The organism is Bradyrhizobium vignae (assembly GCF_900324035.1).
In the GTDB taxonomy this organism is placed as follows: Bacteria; Pseudomonadota; Alphaproteobacteria; order Rhizobiales; family Xanthobacteraceae; genus Bradyrhizobium; species Bradyrhizobium vignae.
Genome location: NZ_LS398110.1, coordinates 2,901,905 through 2,920,275, shown reverse-complemented (window position 1 = coordinate 2,920,275; position 18,371 = coordinate 2,901,905). Strand labels below are relative to the sequence as shown.

The window sequence follows — 18,371 nt, the reverse complement described above, 5'->3', positions numbered from 1 at the left end:
AGAGCCTAGCCCAGCACCTGCTCCGCTTCCGTGACTGCGCAGAGAACATGATAGAACGAAGAGGCAGGAATGGTGTCGATCAGCGATTTGCCGTCGCGATCGAACTGGTCGTACCAGCCGCCCTTCACGGGATGGCTGAGATAATGCCGTTCGAGCCGCACCAGCGCCGCGCGCGCCTCATCCGCCGCCCCCGCCTCGCCGGACTCGGCTTGCGCGATCCACGCCTTCGCGATCTCGGTCTGCGGCCACAGCCGGCGCGTGCTGCGGCGGATGTTGCCGCTCGCATCGCCCTCGTCGATCAGGCAGCCCGTCGCCCCGTCGCAATAGCGCAGCGCGGTCGCCAGCAGCTCCGCACGCCGCTGCCCGGTCGGACAACCCGTCATGCGCTCAAATCCCTTCAGCAGCCAGACCCATTCCGCCTGGTGGCCCGGCTCGACGCTGACCGGCTCGATCTTCGACCAGTCCTCCTCGAAATACTCCGACAACACGTGCTTCTGCTTGTCGTAGAGATTGGCCAGGAACAGTGCGAAGAATTCTCCGGCACGGTTCTGGAACGACAGATCGTGGGTCGCCTCGAAGCACGCGATCATCGCCTCGAACAGATGCATGTGCGGGTTCTGCCGGCGCGGCAGCGAGACCGGAAGGCCTTCGTGAACGCCACCATGCGGCGAGCGCAGATGGCCGTCGAGGAAGGCGAGCAGCGCATCGATCTCGGCGCGGACCTGTGCATCCTGGTCGAGCGCATAGACGCTGGCGAGCGCAAACAGGATGAATGCGTGGTCATAGGCATCGCGCCGGGCATCCAGCACCGATCCTTCCGGCGTCAGCCGGTGCACATAGCCGGGCCGGCCATCGGGCGATTTCGCTCTGCCCAGCAGATGCTCCAGCCCTTTCAGCGCGATGGTGCGCCCGTCAGGATACCAGCCCATCTGTGCCGCCTTGGCGTAGCACCAGATCTGGCGGGCCTGCACAAACACGCGCCGGGGCGCGGCCGCATCCGCTGCGCCATCGCGGTGCAGCCGGTCGATGAAGCCGCCCGCGGCGTGATCCCAGCCGATCGTCGACCACAGCGGCAGCGCCTCGTCGATCATGCGGCGCTTCAGGCGCGCGACGACGTTCGACGCCTCGTCCGCCGCAATGATTCCTTCGTCCGCCATCGGGTCCCCTTCAAGCCTCGCCAATGGCGGTCTGATAGCCATGCCGGTGGCGGCGCGCAACGGATGCCAACACGGAAAAAATAGCCATGACCGCCCATTACGACGCGCGCGAGACGCGTGAGCAAGCCGCGCGCGAGGCCGACCTGTTCGCCCGCCTCCCGGAAGTGCTGCGAGCCGCCATGGCCGCCCCGGCCTATGCCGAGCGGCTCAAAGGGTTCGATCCCGCCGCCGTGACCTCCAGGGCGGCTCTGGCAGGCCTGCCGCTGTTGCGCAAGTCGGAACTGCCCGCCATGCACAAGGCGTCTGCGCCCTTCGGAGGCTTCGTCGCGGGAGCTCCCGGCTCGTTCGCGCGCCTCTTCACCTCCCCCGGCCCGATCTTCGAGCCGGAAGGGCGGCAGGCCGATCCCTGGCGCGGCGCGAGGGCGCTGTTCGCGGCCGGGTTCCGTCCCGATGACATCGTCCTCAATACCTTCAGCTACCATCTCACCCCCGGGGGGTTCATCTTCGATGCGTCGGCGCGCGCGCTCGGCTGCGCGGTGATCCCGGCTGGCCCGGGCAATACGGAACAACAATTCGAGCTGATCGAGGCCTACCGGCCGGTCGGCTATAGCGGCACGCCGGACTTCCTGAAGATCCTGCTCGACGCCGCAGCCGCGGCCAACCGCGATGTCTCCTCAATCAAGCGCGCGCTGGTGTCGGGCGCGGCGTTTCCGCCCTCGCTGCAGGCCGAGATCAAGGCGCGCGGCGTGGACGCCTACCAGGCCTTCGGCACCGCCGATCTCGGCCTCATCGCGTTCGAGACCGAGGCGCGCCAAGGCATGGTCGTCAACGAGGACCTGATCCTGGAGATCGTCAAGCCCGGCACCGGCGATCCCGTCGCCGACAGCGACGTCGGCGAGATCGTGGTGACCTCGCTCGATCCGCATCACCCCTGGATCCGCCTCGCGCTCGGCGACCTCACAGCGGCGCTGCCGGGCCGGAGCCCGTGCGGCCGCACCAATCTGCGCATCAAGGGCTGGATGGGCCGCGCCGATCAGACCACCAAGGTCAAGGGCATGTTCGTCCGCCCCGAGCAGATCGCCGACATCGGCAGGCGCCATCCCGCCCTTGGCCGCCTGCGCCTCGTTGTCACGCGGGAGCGCGAGACCGATGCGATGACGCTGAGGGTGGAAACGGCGGCGGCGAGCGACGCACTGCGCGACGAGATCGCGGCCACCTTGCGCGCGGTCACGAAGCTCGGCGGCACCGTCGAGCTTGTGGGGCCCGGCTCGCTGCCGAACGACGGCAAGGTGATCGCGGACGAGCGTTAAGACAGCATTAGGGTCCGGACTCAATTGATCCACCAAGTAACGGCGGCGACCAAGAGGATGGCCGAGAGGAAGTTGTCGGCTCGCTTGTCGTAGCGGGTCGCAATCCGCCTGAAGTCCTTGAGGCGGCAAAACATGCGTTCGATGAGATTGCGTCCTTTGTAGGCCTTCACGTCGTACCGGTGCGGATGCTTGCGAGTTGGGTTGGGCGGAATTACTGCCTTTGTTCCGCGCTCGGCCAACCACTCACGCAGGCTATTGGCGTCATAGGCCCTGTCAGCAAGCAATCGTCGAGCAGGTGAGACGGCAGGCAGCAGATCGCGCGCCGCCGTGAGGTCATGGCAGTTGCCAGGCGTGATCACGAAGGCGATCGGACGTCCATAATCCTCGGTCAGCGCGTGGATTTTGGTGGTGCGTCCGCCTCGCGAGCGGCCGACCGCCTGCTGGAAGTCCCCCCTTTTGCGCCCGCCGCCGAGCGGTGGGCTTTGATGTGGGTCGCGTCGATGGACATTGTCCCGACCCGGCCGGTTGAGCCAGTCAAGGCGTAGAAAATATTGCCCCACACGCCTTGGCGGCTCCAGCGATTGAAGCGGTTATAGATGGTCGTGTAGGGGCCGTAATCTGCCGGGCAGTCTCGCCAGCGTGCGCCCGATCGCAGCATGTGGAGGATCCCGCTGATCACGCGTCGGTCATCCACGCGATGGGCGCCGCGCCGCCCACGTGGCAACAGCGGTTCAATCCGCTTCCACTCCGCCTCACTCAGCCAATATAGCTTTTGCCCCATCAAGCCCCCCTTCGACTCGGAGGTCTTGAATCACAACTCCGCCTCAGCGGGAATCCCTATTGAGTACAGACCCTAGCACTACTTTGGCAGATTGTGTTTTCGCCGCTGTTTTTCACGGATTTGCCTTCGGCAATATGGGCAATGCTGAGACGGCGGCCGAAGGATGAGATCGACGATGGCGTGACGTACGGCTGGCATGGTTGGCTGAGGCGGAGGCCCGTAGATTCTTTTTTTTCCGCCCCGCGTGTGCGAGGCGACGATGTTGCAGGAAGGCGTAGGCAATCATTGTCATCAGGGCGTGGCGATGAAGACCTTGCCATGATCGCCCTTCGAAGTGATCAAGTCCAAGTTCCTCCTTCAACTGCTGATGCGCCTGCTCACAAATCCACCGTGCCTTGATGGTGGCGGCCAGCGTGCGCAGATCCGTCGCCGCCGGAAGATTGGCCAGATAGTATTTCTTCTCCCCGGACGCACGTTGCTCGCCAATGAGCCAGGCTTCGTCGCCCGGGAGATGCTGCTGACCTTTATCCCATATCCGCTGCGGAGGGCCGTCGGCGGTCCGGACACGGACCGCAGCAAATTGGGCTTTAAGCCGACCTTTCGTCCCGCTACGCCAACTCACGGTTTTCCATTTGGCGCCGGCCAGCATTTGCTCGGCCGCAATTGATAAGATATCGGGCACGTGGTGCTTTCGTGGTTTGCCGCGGGCTTTGGTAATCGGCCAAATGAGCTTCACATCGACCGGATACACTTTCAGGTGCCGCGGGATTCCGACAGCCCAGACCAGCCCGCGCTCTGTTAGCCCTTGTCGAAACGGTGCGCTGAGGCCGTATCCTGCATCCGCCAGCACATATCCAAAGCGCACGTTGGCTGCTATCGCGCGGTCAATCTCGGCCAAAGCAATCTCCGGCTTGGACCGTGGCGTTCGATGTTCGACTGGCACGCGAGCGCGCTTCAAACGAGATTCGTCGCTTGTCCAACTGTCAGGCAGAAAGAGACGTAACGCGACCATCACGGGTACTTCGCCGCGCGCAAGCGTCAAAGACACCAGTGTTTGGCAATTTGCCGTTTTACCGAGAGCCGAGGCGTATTGAGCCGCAACACCGACCGAGCGCTCACCCTTCTTGGGAAGTGAGGTGTCATCAATAACCAGCACCGCATCCCTGCCGCCGACAAGTCGGTCCGCCTGGTTGAGCAACTCTGTCTCCAGCGGCGTCGCGTCCCAGACACCGTCCGCAATGAAATGGTGCAACTGGTCGTAGGTGCTGGTGGCAAGGCGTTCCGCCATCGGCTGAACGCTCTTACGATCGCCGGGACCGATCAATCCCGCAACATACAGAGGACACATCCGCTGCCGGGTCTTATGACCCAGTCGGTCCAAGAACGGCATCAGCCAGCGTTCGAGTTCGTCTTCCCATCCCGGCATGGTCAGCCCTCCAAGAGCCGACCACCCATGAATCATTGAAAAATTGATTCGGGAATCCTATAAAACGCGCCAAAATCAACAATCTGCCAAAGTAGTGCTAGTTCGCCTGTCGTCATGCCAAGTTCTCACCCACCCCACTGTTTCGGACTACGTGAGCATCCTCACAGGCATCCTGATCCTCATCAAATTGGGTTCGTTCTGGCAGATCCTCCTCTAGACGAGCTCTAGTACCCCGTCCTGACCTGCCCCTGCGTATTTCCTCCAGATGGAGTTAGAGTCCGGCCCGAAGAAGGACGGACAGATGAAGCGAGCACGGTTCACGGAAGAGCAGATTATCGCAGTGTTGAAGGAGCATGAGGCTGGGGCAAAGACGGCCGACCTGGCTCGCAAGCACGGGGTCTCGGAAGCAACGATCTACAATTGGAAGGCCAAATTCGGCGGCATGGACGTTTCAGAGGCGAAGCGGCTGAGGGCGCTGGAGGACGAGAACGCGAAGCTGAAGAAGCTTCTAGCCGAGCAGATGCTCGACGCCGCCGCCCTTCGCGAGCTTCTTTCAAAAAAATGGTAGGGCCCGCCGCCAAGCGCGCTGCGGTCGCGCATCTGCAGGCCGTCATGAGCCTGTCGGAGCGGCGGGCCTGTTCGATTGTCGGAGCGGATCGGAAGATGATCCGCTATCGCTCCAGCCGTCCTCCGGACGCGACTCTCCGTGGCCGGCTGCGTGACCTTGCCAACGAGCGGCGGCGTTTCGGCTACCGCCGGCTGTTCGTGCTGCTGCGGCGGGAGGGTGAGCCATCGGGGATCAACCGGATCTACCGGCTTTATCGGGAAGAAGGGCTCACCGTCCGCAAGCGGCGGGCTCGCCGCAAGGCCGTGGGGACCCGTGCCCCGATCCTAGTCGAGGCGATGCCCAACGCGCGCTGGTCGCTGGATTTCGTCCACGACCAATTCGCCAACGGTCGGCGCTTCCGCATCCTCAACATCGTCGACGACGTCACCAAGGAATGTCTGGGCGCCATGCCGGATACGTCGATCTCAGGACGACGCGTCGCTCGCGAACTGACGGCCGTCGTCCAACGACGCGGCAAGCCAGGAATGATCGTGTCCGACCACGGCACCGAGTTCACCTGCAATGCCATGCTCGCCTGGTGCAGGGACGCAGCTATCGACTGGCACTTCATTGCACCGGGAAAGCCGATGCAGAACGGCTTGGTCGAGAGTTTCAACGGCCGGATGCGTGACGAGCTGCTCAACGAGACTCTCTTCTTCGATCTCGACCATGCCCGCGCCAAGACCGCCAATTGGGTTGCCGACTACAATCTTCAGCGGCCTCACTCGTCGCTGAAATACATGACCCCCGCGGCTTATGCCGCCCACCTCACCGCAACGGACGATCGGCTACGCAACCCCGACCAGCTCCGCCGATCGTCCGTTGCTCCAACCGCGCCACTTGGCGTACAAAGCTCCGAGACTCTAACCGCTGCCGGATGAAAATTCAGTGGCAGGTCAACCCTATAGTAGATCGCCGCTCATTCGTTTGGGGATCAGACGCTCGGGTCATCATGGGAGATGATGAGGAGAAGCTGATCCAACTCTGGCGGGAGAAGCGGGGGCGAGGCTGAGCCAAAGGATCTGAGCCAAGACCTTATCGTCCAGCTCGGCAGCATCACCGAGGACCTCAACCGAACCTGGTACGAGCGCAACAGCGGTTACACGGTCGAAGAAGTTCAGCGAAGGGTCCGACATCCGATCCACAAATGGATGGGGGCAACACTCGATGGCCGAGTTCAACGGACTGGGGCGGTGTTCGAAGCCAAGTTCATGTTACCTTGGAATTTTTCCGATGAAGCCGCCGCCGACAAGCAGATGGCACAGCTGCAGCACAACATGTGGGTTGTCGCTGCGCGCTCGGCCGTGCTGTCGATCATTACCGGGGGCGGAAAATGGGTTGAGATCAAGGTTCACGCCGACCCACTTTATCAACACCTGCTCCTGACGGCCGAAAAAAAATTCTGGCGCTGCGTGCAAACGGGTGCGGATTCCGATCGATGTCGCCCAGGATTGAACGAACCCGCTACGCGGGAGTGGGGGCAAGCCTGCTGAACTGAGGTGTCCTGTCTGAGAGGATGTTGGTCTTCGCACCACCCCTCTCAAGACAGGAGACCCAGATGGCTACGATGAGCCCTCTTCGGCAGCGCATGATCGAGGACATGACGGTCCGCAATCTGTCGCCGTCGACTCAACAATCCTATATCTATGCGATCGCAAAGTTTAGCCGCCATTTTGGCTACGCCCCGGACCGGTTGAGTTTCGAGCAGGTCCGCGCCTACCAACTGCATCTCATCGGTCAAAAGCGTTCGTGGTCCCACATCAATCAGGTGGCCTGCGCGCTGCGGTTCTTCTACGGCGTCACACTCGGGCAGACGGAGGCATTCGAGCGGATCATCGGTGGCCAGAAGCCCGACAAGCTCCCGCTCGTGCTTAGTGCCGAAGAGATCGAGCGCTTCCTGGACGCGGTTACAGGGGTGCGCAATCGCGTCGTGCTGGCGACGGCTTATGCGGCTGGCTTACGGGTTAGTGAAGTCGTCCGCCTGAAGGTGAGCTCGATCGACAGCAAGCGAATGTTGATCCACATCGAGAACGGCAAGGGCGGCAGGGATCGTTACGCGATGCTTTCTCCGCGACTGCTGGAGATTCTACGTACGTACTGGATGCGAGCCCGGCCGGGACTGTGGCTATTTCCAGGCCAAGACCCAAGTGAACATGTCAGCGTCCGCTGCGTCCAGGCGGCCTGCCGCGCCGCCCGCCGCCGCGCTCGGCTTGCCAAGCCGATTACTGTCCATACGCTCCGGCACTCGTTTGCGACCCATCTCCTGGAAAGCGGGATCGACATTCGCATCATTCAAGTTCTGCTCGGACATGCCGACCTGGGATCGACCGCGCGCTACGCTCAGGTTGCGACCAATCTGCTCGCCCGCACGACCAGCCCATTCGATGGACTCTCCGTTAGGGTGATCCCACCCAACTGAGCTGCGCATATGCGCCCCGTGCTCGAGGTGGCGGACATCCTCCGCCGCCACGGCGGCGCGTTCCGTGCCGCGCAGGGGCCTCGGCTGTCCTCCGATCAGCGCCGTGTGATGGCGGCCATCGAGGCGTGTCGCACAGCGACGCTCGGCGGCCACGTCGAGCGGTGCGACGACTGCGGCCTGGTCCGCGTCGCCTATAACAGCTGTCGCGATCGGCACTGTCCAAAGTGCCAAGCGCTCGCGCGCGCCCAATGGCTCGCCGAGCGCCAGGCCGACCTGCTGCCGGTCCCCTATTTCCATGTCGTCTTCACCGTGCCGGCGCCGGTGGCCGCCATCGCGCTGCAGAACAAGACGGTGGTCTACGACATCCTGCTCAAGGCAGCAGCCGAGACGATCCGTCTCATCAGCGCCGACCCGAAGCATCTCGGTGCCGAGACCGGGATGATCGCCATTCTCCATACCTGGGGCCAGACCCTAACGCATCATCCGCATGCCCATTGCCTCGTGCCAGGCGGCGGGATCGCCCCTGATGGAAGCTGGGTTCATTGTCGCCCCGGCTTCTTCCTTCCCGTTCGCGTCCTGTCACGATTGTATCGTCGGCTGTTCCTGGAGCGCCTGCAGGCGGCGTTCAATGGCACCAAGCTCCAGTTCTTCGGCCATCTCGCGCACCTCGTCGAGCCAGCGGCATTCGCCCGCCATCTAAACGCCCTCCGCAAAGTCGAGTGGGTCGTCTACGCCAAGCGTCCCTTCGGCGGACCAGAACAGGTTCTGGCCTATCTCGGGCGCTACACCCATCGCGTTGCGATCGCCAACGGCCGGCTCCTTACCTTTGACGAGGGCCACGTCCGCTTCCGGTGGAAGGATTATCGCGCTGGCAACAAATCCAAAGTGATGACGCTCGACACTGAGGAGTTCCTTCGTCGCTTTCTGCTCCACATATTGCCGAAGGGGTTTCGCCGCATCCGTCATTTTGGTTTCCTGGCGAACGCCTGCCGCGCCGCCAAACTCGCGCGCATCCGAGCGGCGCTTGAGGCGCCGCAGCCACCTCCGCCTGCCGAAGCTGTCAACTATCGTGAGCGCTGCGCCATCCTCCTTGGTCACCGCCTCGACTTATGCCCCATCTGCGGAGGCCGCATGGTCGAGATTGGGCCTGTGCCGCGTGCGCCAGCGCAGCGACGCGCAGCACCTCGCTGCGACACATCATGACCGACGACCTCGATTTGTTCGCTCCCACTGCACATGCTGCCCTGCCGACGTTCTCCGTCGGAACGATCAAGCACGCTCACAACGCCCGGCGAACGGGCGATAGTCAGCCGCCTGGGCTTGACGCGCCGTTCGACGCTATCGACGGCGGCATCCTTTGCTGCCAACATCAGCGACAATCTGCGGCCACAATCGCTCGCGGGCCCGACATCGGGTCAATCGCGCCTACCGGCGCCTAGATCGAGCCCCCATAGGTCCGCGCTCACAAGACGCGGCTTCGTTCAATCCAGCTTCAAATAGGTCCCGCGCTGGACTTGCGGCGAGATCTGCGACGCGGGACCTATTTGAACCCTCCAGTAATCCGAGATGATCTCGCCCACCATTCCGATTTGAAGTCGCCCACCCGTTCCGAGATGATGTCGCCCACCATTCCGGGATGATGTCGCCCGGGTATCGCAAGAGCGAACCCGGGGTGACGAGACCTCTTCTGGCTCCCATAGGGTCAACCTTTCGGCTTTGCGAAGGGGGACCCTGGATGCCGACGGAGAGGCTTGCGATGCGCCGTGTGCGCGATGTGATCAGGATGAAGGCGGCTGGGCTGCCGAGCCGCGAGATTGCTCGGCGGTTGGGCGCGGCGCCCTCGACGGTGCGACTGACCATCCGGCGGTTCGAGGCCGCAGGCCTGAGCTGGCCGTTGCCCGACGAACTCACGGACGCGGCCCTGGAGGCCCGCCTGTTCGCCAAGACCGGCAACGGTAACCGGCAGGGTCATCGCCGCATCGCCGAGCCCGACTGGGCGGCGGTGCACCGCGAGCTCAAGCGCAAGCACGTGACGCTGTCGATCCTGTGGGAGGAGTACATCGGCGCCGAGCCCGGCGGATACCGGTACTCGCGCTTCTGCGAGCTTTACCGCGCCTGGGAGGGGCGCCTGTCGGTGACGATGCGCCAGGCGCACGCGGCCGGCGACAAGCTGTTCGTCGACTACGCGGGCGACGGCGTGCCGGTGGTGGTCGACCGCCTCACCGGCGAGCGGAGGACGGCGCAGATCTTCGTCGCCGTGCTCGGCGCCTCGAGCTTCACCTACGCGCAGGCGACGTGGACGCAGGGGCTTGCCGACTGGATCAGCGCCCATGTTGGCGCCTTCGCGGCGATCAGCGGCGTCCCGGCGCTCTTGGTGCCTGACAACACCAAAGTCGCAGTCATCAAGGCGAGCCTCTACGACCCGCAGATCAATCGCACCTATGCGGAGATGGCCTCGCATTACGGCACGGCCGTCTTGCCGGCGCGACCTCGCAAGCCGCGCGACAAGGCCAAGGTCGAGCAGGCCGTCCTCATCATCGAGCGCTGGCTGCTCGGCCGCCTGCGCCACCGCGTCTTCTACAGCCTCGCCGAGGTCAACGCAGCGATCGGCGAGTTGCTCACCAGGCTCAACGAGGAGCGGCCGATCCGGCGGCTCGGCGTGACGCGCCGCCGGCTGCTCGAGGAGATCGACCGGCCGGCGCTCAAGCCGTTGCCGGCGAGCCCCTACGTGCTCGCCGAGTGGCGGATCCGCCGCGTCAGCCTCGACTACCACGTCGAGGTGGAGAAGCATTATTACAGCGTTCCGCATCGCTTCGCGCGTGCCGAGGTCGAGGTGCGGTTCACCGCCCGCACCGTCGAGATCTTCCACAAGGGCGAGCGGATTGCCGCGCATCAGCGCATGAGTGGCAATCACAAGCACACCACCGTGCCGGAGCACATGGCCTCCAGCCATCGGCGCTACGCCGGCTGGACTATCGGGCGTATCCGTCAGGACGCCGCCGCGATCGGGCCGGCAACCAGCGCATTGTGCGACCTCATTCTCGACGAGCGCTCGCACCCCGAACAAGGCTTCCGCGCCTGCCTCGGCATCCTCAGGCTCGCCGCCTCCTATGGGCGCGAACGGCTGGACGCGGCGGCTGCGCGGGCGATCGACATCGGCGCGCGCACCTATGGCTCGGTCAAGTCGATCCTCGCCAACAATCTCGATCGGCGTCCCGCTCACCAGCGCTCCGCGGACGATGCGCCGATCCTGCATGCCAACATCCGCGGACCGCGCTACTACAATTAGGAGACCGTCCCTTGCTCACCCATCCGACCCTCGACCGCCTCAACGCCCTCGGCCTCCACGGCATGGCTAAGGCCTTCGCCGACATCGAAGCCGCCGGTGAGGCTGGCAGCCTCGGTCACGCCGAATGGCTTGCTCTGCTGCTCGAACGTGAAGCCTCGCTGCGGCACGACAAACGGCTCGCCACTCGCCTGCGCTACGCCAAGCTGCGCCAGCAGGCATGCGTCGAGGACATCGACTACCGCACCCCGCGCGGTCTCGACCGCCCGCTGTTCGCCAAGCTTGTGGAGGGCCGTTGGATCGACGACCACGTCAATCTCCTGATCTGCGGCCCGGCAGGCGTCGGCAAGAGTTGGCTCGCCTCGGCGCTCGGCCACAAAGCCTGTCGCGACAATCGCTCCGTGCTCTATCAGCGCGTCCCGCGCCTGTTCGACGATCTGGCGCTCGCCCGCGGCGACGGTCGTCACCCACGCCTGTTGCGCGGCCTTGGCCGTGTCGATCTGCTGATCCTCGATGATTGGGGCCTCGAGCCGCTCGATGCCGGCGCCCGTCACGACCTCCTGGAAATCCTCGAAGATCGCTACGGTCATCGCTCCACCATCGTCACCAGCCAGCTCCCCGTGGACCAGTGGCATCTGCTCATTGGAGATCCCACCTATGCCGACGCCGTGCTCGATCGTCTCGTCCACAATGCCCATCGGCTCGACCTCACCGGTGAGAGCCTGCGCCGAACCCGGCAATCCGCCCGAAAGACCTGAGCGCTGTGGACATGCCGCTGCGCTTGGACAACGCAATCGCGTTGCCCACATGCCCACAGCAACCGCAGAAGAAGAAAAAAGGTTGAAGTCGCGATTCCAGATTGACCGCGCGGCTTGACCGATGCCAGAGAACCAGCCGGCCAGAACGCCTCGCCGCTGGGCGAGATCAAATCGGAAAGGTGGGCGACATCGTCTCGGAATCCACGGGCGACTTCATATCGGTACGCCTGGGCGACTTCGTCGGAATCCGCACAAACGGGCGAGCCGCCGGCTCTGTTCGGGATCGAGACGCCACGTCCGCGGCTCGAAACTATTAAGATCGTCGATATGGCGGCATCTAACTCCTGGGCTGGGCTGGCCGCGACCTACCTCCGCACCCGAGAAGCCCACGGAGACCACGAGCTCGCCAAAACCGAATTGAAGAAGCTCGTCCCCGAGGATGCAAAGGAAGCCGTTGGCCACGGCATCAAGGCCAAGCGCTCGAAATCAGGTGCGATCAGTTTCGAAGCTCTGCAGGTGGAGGTTGCTCATGCATCAGTCCAGTGAGCGCGTCGGCGCCATCGCTGCCGCCTTGGCTAAGGCCCAGGCTGCCCTGACCAACCCAGAGAAAACGCTCAGCGCCACGATCCGCTCGCCTTTTCCACGAGAGGAACACCGGACCTATCGCTATGCCTCCCTTGCCAGCGGTCTGGACATCGTCCGGAAAACGCTAAGTCAGCATGAGATCGCCATCATCCAGACCACCCGTATCGAGCAGATTACCGGGCAGATCCACCTGACCACCCTTCTCGCCCATGCCTCTGGGGAATGGATTTCCTCCGATTGGCCGGTCTGCGGAGCCAAGGATGTCGATGCCCCACACCGGATGGGAGCGGCGTTGACCTATGCCCGTCGCTACGCCCTGTTTGCCCTAGTCGGCATTGCCGGGGAGGACGATCTGGATGCCCCGGACGCCATCACGGGGTCTCCTGCGGCAGCGGAGCCACAAACGAGCCCCGGATCGAAAGGAAAGCCTTCCAAGAGCGTTTTGAACCGGCCGCCTGTCTTGTCGGCCCACCGATCCGCAGAGCTGTTGGAGCGGCTCCTTGGCCAGCTTGCCTCCCAAGGAGGCGGCGATGGCCTCCTGGCCTGGGCCAAGGCCACCCTACACCTCAAGAACACCCTCCAGGAGGCGGATGCCCGAAGGCTCGAGGTCGCCTACCAGAAGAGGTTCGAGAAAGCTAGCCTTCCCGGCACCGATCTAGCAGCGGAAGAGCTGGCGTCCCCTTTAGACCACCGATCAGACGATCAACATCGTGCAGCAAGAATCGGCGCGACCGGTGGGAGCGACGACCTGCCGGCCCAACAGCCACAGGTCAATCTGGCCTTCCCAAAGGAGCCGCCGCGGAAGCGAAGCAAAGCGCATCTCGCATTCGTCCGCGAACAGCCCTGTCTTGTCTGTAAGCAGACACCCTACGATGCCCATCACGTGAAATTCGCCCAACCGCGAGCGCTCGGTCGCAAGGTGAGCGACGAGTTCACCATTCCGTTGTGTCGCAAGCACCATCAAGAGCTGCATCAGCACGGCAGCGAAAAGGCTTGGTGGTCGGACATGAAAATCTCACCGCTGCCAATTGCGAGAGACCTGTGGTTGGCAAGTTCAGCTCACGGTACCATGTCTATCCCAGCCCAGGCCTCTCCTCTGAGCTTAGGCACAGAGGACGCCGCACCATGAGTGGTCCTTTTATACCGCTAACAACCTGCCGGCGATACCTATGCCAGACGAATGCGAGAGCCTGTCCCCCGCTGATTTTGCCAAGCGAAGCGCCCGAACGATACCGCGCTACGACATTCCCGGCCGCGCGGCGGTCCTGGTCAAGCTTTTCGGGCTCACCAACAGCGAAGGCTGCTACCGCGCCATTCCTCCAAGTTGAAAGAAAGTAGTCAAAAGGGCGAGAGCGAACCGGTTAGTCTTGCGGCATCTCTTGGCTCAATAAATATGCATCGTACGCGCGCCGAATTCCATCTCCGAGCGAGGTCTTCGCGTGCCAGCCGAGCTTTGCAAGACGGCTGACATCGAGCAATTTGCGCGGTGTGCCGTCGGGGCGTGACGTGTCGAAGGTGATCCCGCCGCGATAGCCGACCGTTTCGGCAACAACGCGAGCGAATTCGGCGATCGTGATGTCTTCGCCGGTGCCCATATTGACGAGCTCCGCACTCGAATAGGTCTTCATCAGGTGCACGCACGCGTCCGCCATGTCGTCGACATAGAGAAATTCGCGCCGCGGCGTGCCGGTGCCCCACACGACGACACTCTTTGCGCCCGAGACCTTCGCCTCGTGAAAGCGACGGATCAGGGCCGCGACAACGTGGCTGTACTCTGGGTGATAGTTGTCGCCCGGACCATAAAGATTGGTCGGCATCACGCTGATGAAGTCGCTTCCATACTGGCTGCGATAAGCCTCCGCCATCTTGATGCCGGCGATCTTGGCAATGGCATAGGGCTCGTTGGTCGGCTCGAGCGGACCCGTCAGCACCGAATCTTCGCGCAGCGGCTGTGGCGCAAGCTTCGGATAGATGCAGGAGGAGCCGAGAAACATCAGCTTCTCCGTACCATTGATGTGCGCGGCGTGGATGATGTTCGCGGCGATCGCTATATTATCGTAGATGAACTCGGCCCGCAGCGTGTCATTGGCGACGATGCCGCCGACCTTGGCGGCGGCGAGAAACACGACCTGCGGCCGCGCCTTGGCAAACCAATCAAACACCTGGGCCTGATTGCGCAGGTCGACCTCGTCCCGCCCGACCGTGACCAGCCGAACGCCCTCGCCCGCGAGCCTGCGCACCAGCGCGCTGCCGACCATGCCGCGATGGCCGGCGACATAGACGGTCTTGCCCCTCAGCTCAAACGGAGTGCTTGCCATTGGCAATCTCTCGCCTGGCCTCGTTGAGATCGCTGGACACCATCTCCTGCACGAGCTGCGCAAAGGTCCGCTTCGGTTTCCAGCCAAGCGCCTTTCGGGCCTTGTTGGAATCGCCGACCAGGAGATCGACCTCCGTCGGGCGGAAATAGGTCGGATCGATCCGGACCACGATCTTGCCGCTCTTCCTGTCGACGCCGGTCTCCTCGACGCCCTTGCCGCGCCATTCGATGCTGCGGCCGACTTCCGCAAAAGCAAGCTCGACCATCTCGCGGACCGAGCGGGTCTCGCCGGTTGCAAGCACGAAATCGCCGGGCTTGTCTGCCTGCAGAATCATGTGCATGCCCTCGACATAGTCCTTTGCATGACCCCAGTCGCGCTTGGCCTCGAGGTTGCCGAGATAGAGTGTGTCCTCGAGACCGACCTCGATACGGGCGACGGCGCGAGTGATCTTGCGGGTAACGAAGGTCTCGCCGCGGATCGGGCTCTCATGGTTGAACAGGATGCCGTTCGAGGCGAACATGCCGTAGGCCTCGCGGTAGTTCACCGTGATCCAGTAGCCGTAGAGCTTTGCGACGCCGTAGGGCGAGCGCGGGTAGAAGGGGGTGCTCTCCCTCTGCGGGACCTCCTGCACCAGACCGTAGAGCTCGGAGGTGGAGGCCTGATAGAACCGCGTCTCCTTCTCCATGCCGAGGATACGGATCGCCTCCAGAAGCCGCAGCACGCCGATGGCGTCGGCGTTGGCCGTATATTCCGGGCTCTCGAAACTGACGCCGACATGGCTTTGTGCGGCGAGATTATAGATCTCGGTCGGCCTGATCTGCTGCACCAGCCGGATCAGATTCGTCGAGTCGGTCATGTCCCCATAGTGCATCAGGAAGGGCACATCGCCGAGATGCGGATCCTTGTACAGATGATCCACGCGCGCGGTGTTGAACGAGGATGACCGCCGCTTGATGCCATGCACGGTATAGCCGAGCGACAGCAGATATTGGGCGAGATAGGCGCCGTCCTGTCCGGTGACGCCGGTAATCAGAGCAGTGCGCAGACTCATGGTAAGCCTTATCATATTGGAGACGTTCCGCGACATCCAACTAAGAGACGAGTTGGCGCCGATGCCTCGTCTTTCGCATATCAAGTGCCGCAGTCAACCCTTGACGGCTAACTCAGCCTGGCGGTGATGCCGGGCGCGTCGAAAGAACTGCTAATCGTGGGCTGCCGCCCGACGCCCACGTAGTCGCCTCGCGTCGTTACTCATTCAAATGCCTCTCAACGCGAGTTGCCCAAAGAAACCCGATTTGATAAGCATCATCAACTGGGAAAAATGCCACGTTTAGTGGAAGTTGCGACCTGCCTAACATACTGCAGTGTTGACAGAAGCGCAGACGTTCCATTGTGCCCGCTTCGATTGAGGGCACTCGCTGAACTGCGCCGCGTCCCTGTCAACTCAACGGCTTGCACGCTTGAATGAGGCCTGAGTGAACAACAAAAAGCCACTAGAGCATCCGCGACGTCCGGCCGTTTTTTTTGATCGTGATGGGGTTCTAAATGTAGATACCGAATATGCATTTGAGATCGGCAAATTTGTGTGGATCAACGGCGCGATCGAAGCGGTTAAAGCAGTCAACGACGCGGGTTATTTTGCGTTCATCATAACCAACCAATCGGGAGTCGCCAGGGGACTCTTTGAGGAGAAAGATGTACATCTTCTGCACCAGTGGATGGCGAGCCAACTGGCTGAACATGGGGCTCACATTGATGCGTTCGAGTACTGCCCCTTTCACCCGGACGGAGCAGTTGAACGTTATCGCTTCGCGAGTAATCGTCGAAAACCAAAGCCTGGCATGATTCTCGATCTTTTGAACAGATTTCCCGTAGATGCTTCCAAGAGCTTCGTCGTGGGCGACAAGCCATCCGATGTCGAAGCCGCGCGCGCAGCGGGCTTGCCAGGCTATCTCTTTCAGGGCGGAAATCTCCGTAATTTCCTCGTTCCGCTCCTTGGGCAATCCAAGTAAATCGAAGCAGTGGCCTTTTGAGTCTACTTCCAGCCTTTCTACGGGTCGAACACGATACAGTTGAAGTGCTGCGCTCTGCTTTACGGAGAAATGTTCCTACCGCTGAGGCGCCAAACGTCTGCAGTCGATGCTCCGGATCTCAGCGGGAAACCACATTTTGCAAGCAGACTGCGCCCCCGAGAAGAAGTTTTTGGACGATCGTTGTTCATCTCACTGCGCAGGGGGGCTCAACAGATATGCCTCATAGGCCCGCTTGAGGCCATCGTCCAGCGAGGTCGTCGCGCACCAGCCGAGCCTTGCGAGACGGCTGACGTCCAGCAGCTTGCGCGGCGTGCCGTCGGGGCGCGAGGTGTCGAACGTGATCTCGCCGCGATAGCCGATGACATCGGCGACCACGCGGGCGAAGTCGGCGATGGTGATGTCCTCGCCGGTGCCGATATTGATCAGCTCCGCGCCGGAATAAGTCTTCATCAGGTGCACGCAGGCGTCCGCCATATCGTCGGCATGGAGGAATTCGCGCCGCGGCGTGCCGGTGCCCCAGACCACGACGGTCTTGGCGCCGGCGACCTTCGCCTCGTGAAAGCGCCGGATCAGCGCGGCGACGACGTGGCTGTATTCGGGGTGATAATTGTCGCCGGGGCCGTAGAGATTGGTCGGCATCACGCTGATGAAGTCGGATCCGTACTGGCTGCGATAGGCCTCCGCCATCTTGATGCCGGCGATCTTGGCAATGGCATAGGGCTCGTTGGTCGGCTCGAGCGGACCCGTCAGCATCGAGTCCTCGCGCAGCGGCTGGGCCGCGAGCTTCGGATAGATGCAGGAGGAGCCGAGGAACATCAGCTTCTCGGCGCCGTTCAGATGCGCGGCGTGGATCACGTTGGCCGCGATCGCTATGTTGTCGTAGATGAATTCGGCGCGCAGCGTGTCGTTGGCGACGATGCCGCCGACCTTGGCGGCGGCGAGGAACACCACCTGCGGCCGCACCTTCGCGAACCAGTCGAACACGGCGGCCTGGTTGCAGAGATCGACCTCGCGCCGGTCCACCGTGACGAGCTTGACGTCCTCGCGCGCGAGCCGGCGCAGCAGCGCGCTGCCGACCATGCCGCGATGGCCGGCGACGTAGACGCTCTTGCCCTTTAGCTCAAACGCTGCGTTTGCCATGTGCGACATCCCGTTTGGCCTCCGCGAGATTGCTCGCCATCATATCTTCGAACTCGGCTTCAGCTTCCAGCCGGGCTTGTAGCGGGCCTTGCGGCGTCGCTAACCACCAACTCGACCTCGGTGGAGCGGAAGTATGTCGGATCGATCCGAGCCACGGTATTGCCACTCTTGGACTCGTCGCCGCATTGCCACATCATTTCGATTCAGGCGCCGTCTTGGCCGGCCACGCCGGTGGTCTGAGCAATCCGTTCGTTCATGCCAACCCCTGCTGCCGGTCAACTGACCAGAATACGCCCAGGCAGTCAAACTCCTCTATATTCAAGGGCTCCATTGAAAATCAAGGACCAGAGCGGACGCTTCTGGATCTTGCCGCCTCGCGCCTCGAATGCCTCCGACCGCATCGGTTGCAGGAAAAGCTCGTTCGCTATTATCGCACCAGGACCTGCCCGCAACGGAAACCCGCTCCTGGGATGATCACTGACCTGGCCGTCCAATACGTTGACTTGAGCAGCAGATTCCCTATGGGCGATAAGAATAGCGACCTCGAGGCT

14 protein-coding genes and 3 pseudogenes are annotated in these 18,371 nt (G+C 62.6%); 11 read left to right on the top strand and 6 right to left on the bottom strand.

Annotated features, from left to right (window positions below):
- Window positions 1-5 precede the first annotated feature (5 nt).
- Entirely contained in the window at window positions 6-1,157 is a 1,152-nt protein-coding gene (locus BRAD3257_RS14075) for an AGE family epimerase/isomerase (RefSeq protein ID WP_122402324.1), read from the bottom strand.
- A gap of 86 nt (window positions 1,158-1,243) precedes the next feature.
- On the opposite strand from BRAD3257_RS14075, the gene BRAD3257_RS14070 reads away from it, so the two are divergent.
- Window positions 1,244-2,467, top strand: a complete 1,224-nt coding sequence (locus BRAD3257_RS14070) for a phenylacetate--CoA ligase family protein (protein ID WP_122402323.1) — start codon at window positions 1,244-1,246, stop codon at window positions 2,465-2,467.
- Between the two features lie 20 nt (window positions 2,468-2,487).
- Here the strand turns inward: BRAD3257_RS14070 and BRAD3257_RS14065 are convergent.
- Both BRAD3257_RS14065 and BRAD3257_RS14060 read right to left on the bottom strand, forming a co-directional pair.
- Window positions 2,488-3,248, bottom strand: a protein-coding gene (locus BRAD3257_RS14065) for an IS5 family transposase (protein WP_407120425.1) whose coding sequence is annotated in 2 segments (ribosomal slippage) — window positions 2,488-2,912 and window positions 2,912-3,248 — 762 coding nt in all. Because the reading frame shifts where the segments join, the coding sequence is not laid out codon by codon here.
- A 112-nt stretch (window positions 3,249-3,360) separates the two neighbouring features.
- Window positions 3,361-4,710, bottom strand: coding sequence for an IS701 family transposase (locus BRAD3257_RS14060; RefSeq protein ID WP_122400733.1), 1,350 nt, complete (start codon window positions 4,708-4,710; stop codon window positions 3,361-3,363).
- A 229-nt stretch (window positions 4,711-4,939) separates the two neighbouring features.
- Here BRAD3257_RS14060 and BRAD3257_RS40995 point away from each other — a divergent pair.
- The 9 genes and pseudogenes from BRAD3257_RS40995 to BRAD3257_RS14015 form a co-directional block, all read left to right on the top strand.
- A pseudogene (locus tag BRAD3257_RS40995) lies at window positions 4,940-5,128 on the top strand (transposase); the annotation flags it as partial.
- Window positions 5,095-6,162 carry an IS3 family transposase gene (locus tag BRAD3257_RS14055; protein WP_244607948.1) on the top strand — a complete coding sequence of 356 codons (1,068 nt, stop codon included), beginning with the start codon at window positions 5,095-5,097 and terminating at the stop codon, window positions 6,160-6,162. The pseudogene BRAD3257_RS40995 and the gene BRAD3257_RS14055, both read left to right, overlap by 34 nt.
- Window positions 6,159-6,705, top strand: a pseudogene (locus tag BRAD3257_RS14050) (YqaJ viral recombinase family protein); the annotation flags it as partial. The gene BRAD3257_RS14055 and the pseudogene BRAD3257_RS14050, both read left to right, overlap by 4 nt.
- Window positions 6,706-6,839: 134 nt before the next feature.
- The gene (locus BRAD3257_RS14045) at window positions 6,840-7,700 is read left to right on the top strand and encodes a tyrosine-type recombinase/integrase (protein ID WP_162500198.1); all 861 of its coding nucleotides are present in this window, start codon (window positions 6,840-6,842) and stop codon (window positions 7,698-7,700) included.
- 9 nt (window positions 7,701-7,709) lie between these two features.
- Window positions 7,710-8,903 (top strand): IS91 family transposase, encoded by a 1,194-nt coding sequence (locus BRAD3257_RS14040; protein WP_122402320.1) that lies wholly within the window; start codon window positions 7,710-7,712, stop codon window positions 8,901-8,903.
- A 553-nt stretch (window positions 8,904-9,456) separates the two neighbouring features.
- Window positions 9,457-10,989, top strand: a complete 1,533-nt coding sequence (istA, locus tag BRAD3257_RS14030; RefSeq protein ID WP_162500572.1) for an IS21 family transposase — start codon at window positions 9,457-9,459, stop codon at window positions 10,987-10,989.
- Between the two features lie 11 nt (window positions 10,990-11,000).
- On the top strand, window positions 11,001-11,744 hold the full coding sequence (gene istB, locus BRAD3257_RS14025; RefSeq protein ID WP_012041725.1) for an IS21-like element helper ATPase IstB: 744 nt from the start codon (window positions 11,001-11,003) through the stop codon (window positions 11,742-11,744).
- Between the two features lie 252 nt (window positions 11,745-11,996).
- Window positions 11,997-12,290 (top strand): annotated as a pseudogene (locus BRAD3257_RS14020) (YqaJ viral recombinase family protein); the annotation flags it as partial.
- Entirely contained in the window at window positions 12,274-13,458 is a 1,185-nt protein-coding gene (locus BRAD3257_RS14015; protein WP_122402317.1) for an ERF family protein, read from the top strand. The pseudogene BRAD3257_RS14020 and the gene BRAD3257_RS14015, both read left to right, overlap by 17 nt.
- Before the next feature lie 232 nt (window positions 13,459-13,690).
- On the opposite strand, the gene fcl (BRAD3257_RS14010) is transcribed toward BRAD3257_RS14015, so the two are convergent.
- Window positions 13,691-14,647: a GDP-L-fucose synthase gene (fcl, locus tag BRAD3257_RS14010; protein WP_122402316.1), complete on the bottom strand. Its 957-nt coding sequence runs from the start codon at window positions 14,645-14,647 to the stop codon at window positions 13,691-13,693.
- Entirely contained in the window at window positions 14,628-15,698 is a 1,071-nt protein-coding gene (gmd, locus tag BRAD3257_RS14005; RefSeq protein ID WP_122402315.1) for a GDP-mannose 4,6-dehydratase, read from the bottom strand. Before gmd ends, fcl (BRAD3257_RS14010) begins: the two co-directional genes overlap by 20 nt.
- A 424-nt stretch (window positions 15,699-16,122) precedes the next feature.
- On the opposite strand from gmd, the gene BRAD3257_RS14000 reads away from it, so the two are divergent.
- Window positions 16,123-16,659 carry a D-glycero-alpha-D-manno-heptose-1,7-bisphosphate 7-phosphatase gene (locus BRAD3257_RS14000; RefSeq protein WP_122402314.1) on the top strand — a complete coding sequence of 179 codons (537 nt, stop codon included), beginning with the start codon at window positions 16,123-16,125 and terminating at the stop codon, window positions 16,657-16,659.
- A 210-nt stretch (window positions 16,660-16,869) separates the two neighbouring features.
- Here BRAD3257_RS14000 and fcl (BRAD3257_RS13995) read toward each other — a convergent pair whose 3' ends face one another.
- Window positions 16,870-17,820, bottom strand: coding sequence for a GDP-L-fucose synthase (gene fcl, locus BRAD3257_RS13995; protein WP_122402313.1), 951 nt, complete (start codon window positions 17,818-17,820; stop codon window positions 16,870-16,872).
- Window positions 17,821-18,371 lie beyond the last annotated feature (551 nt).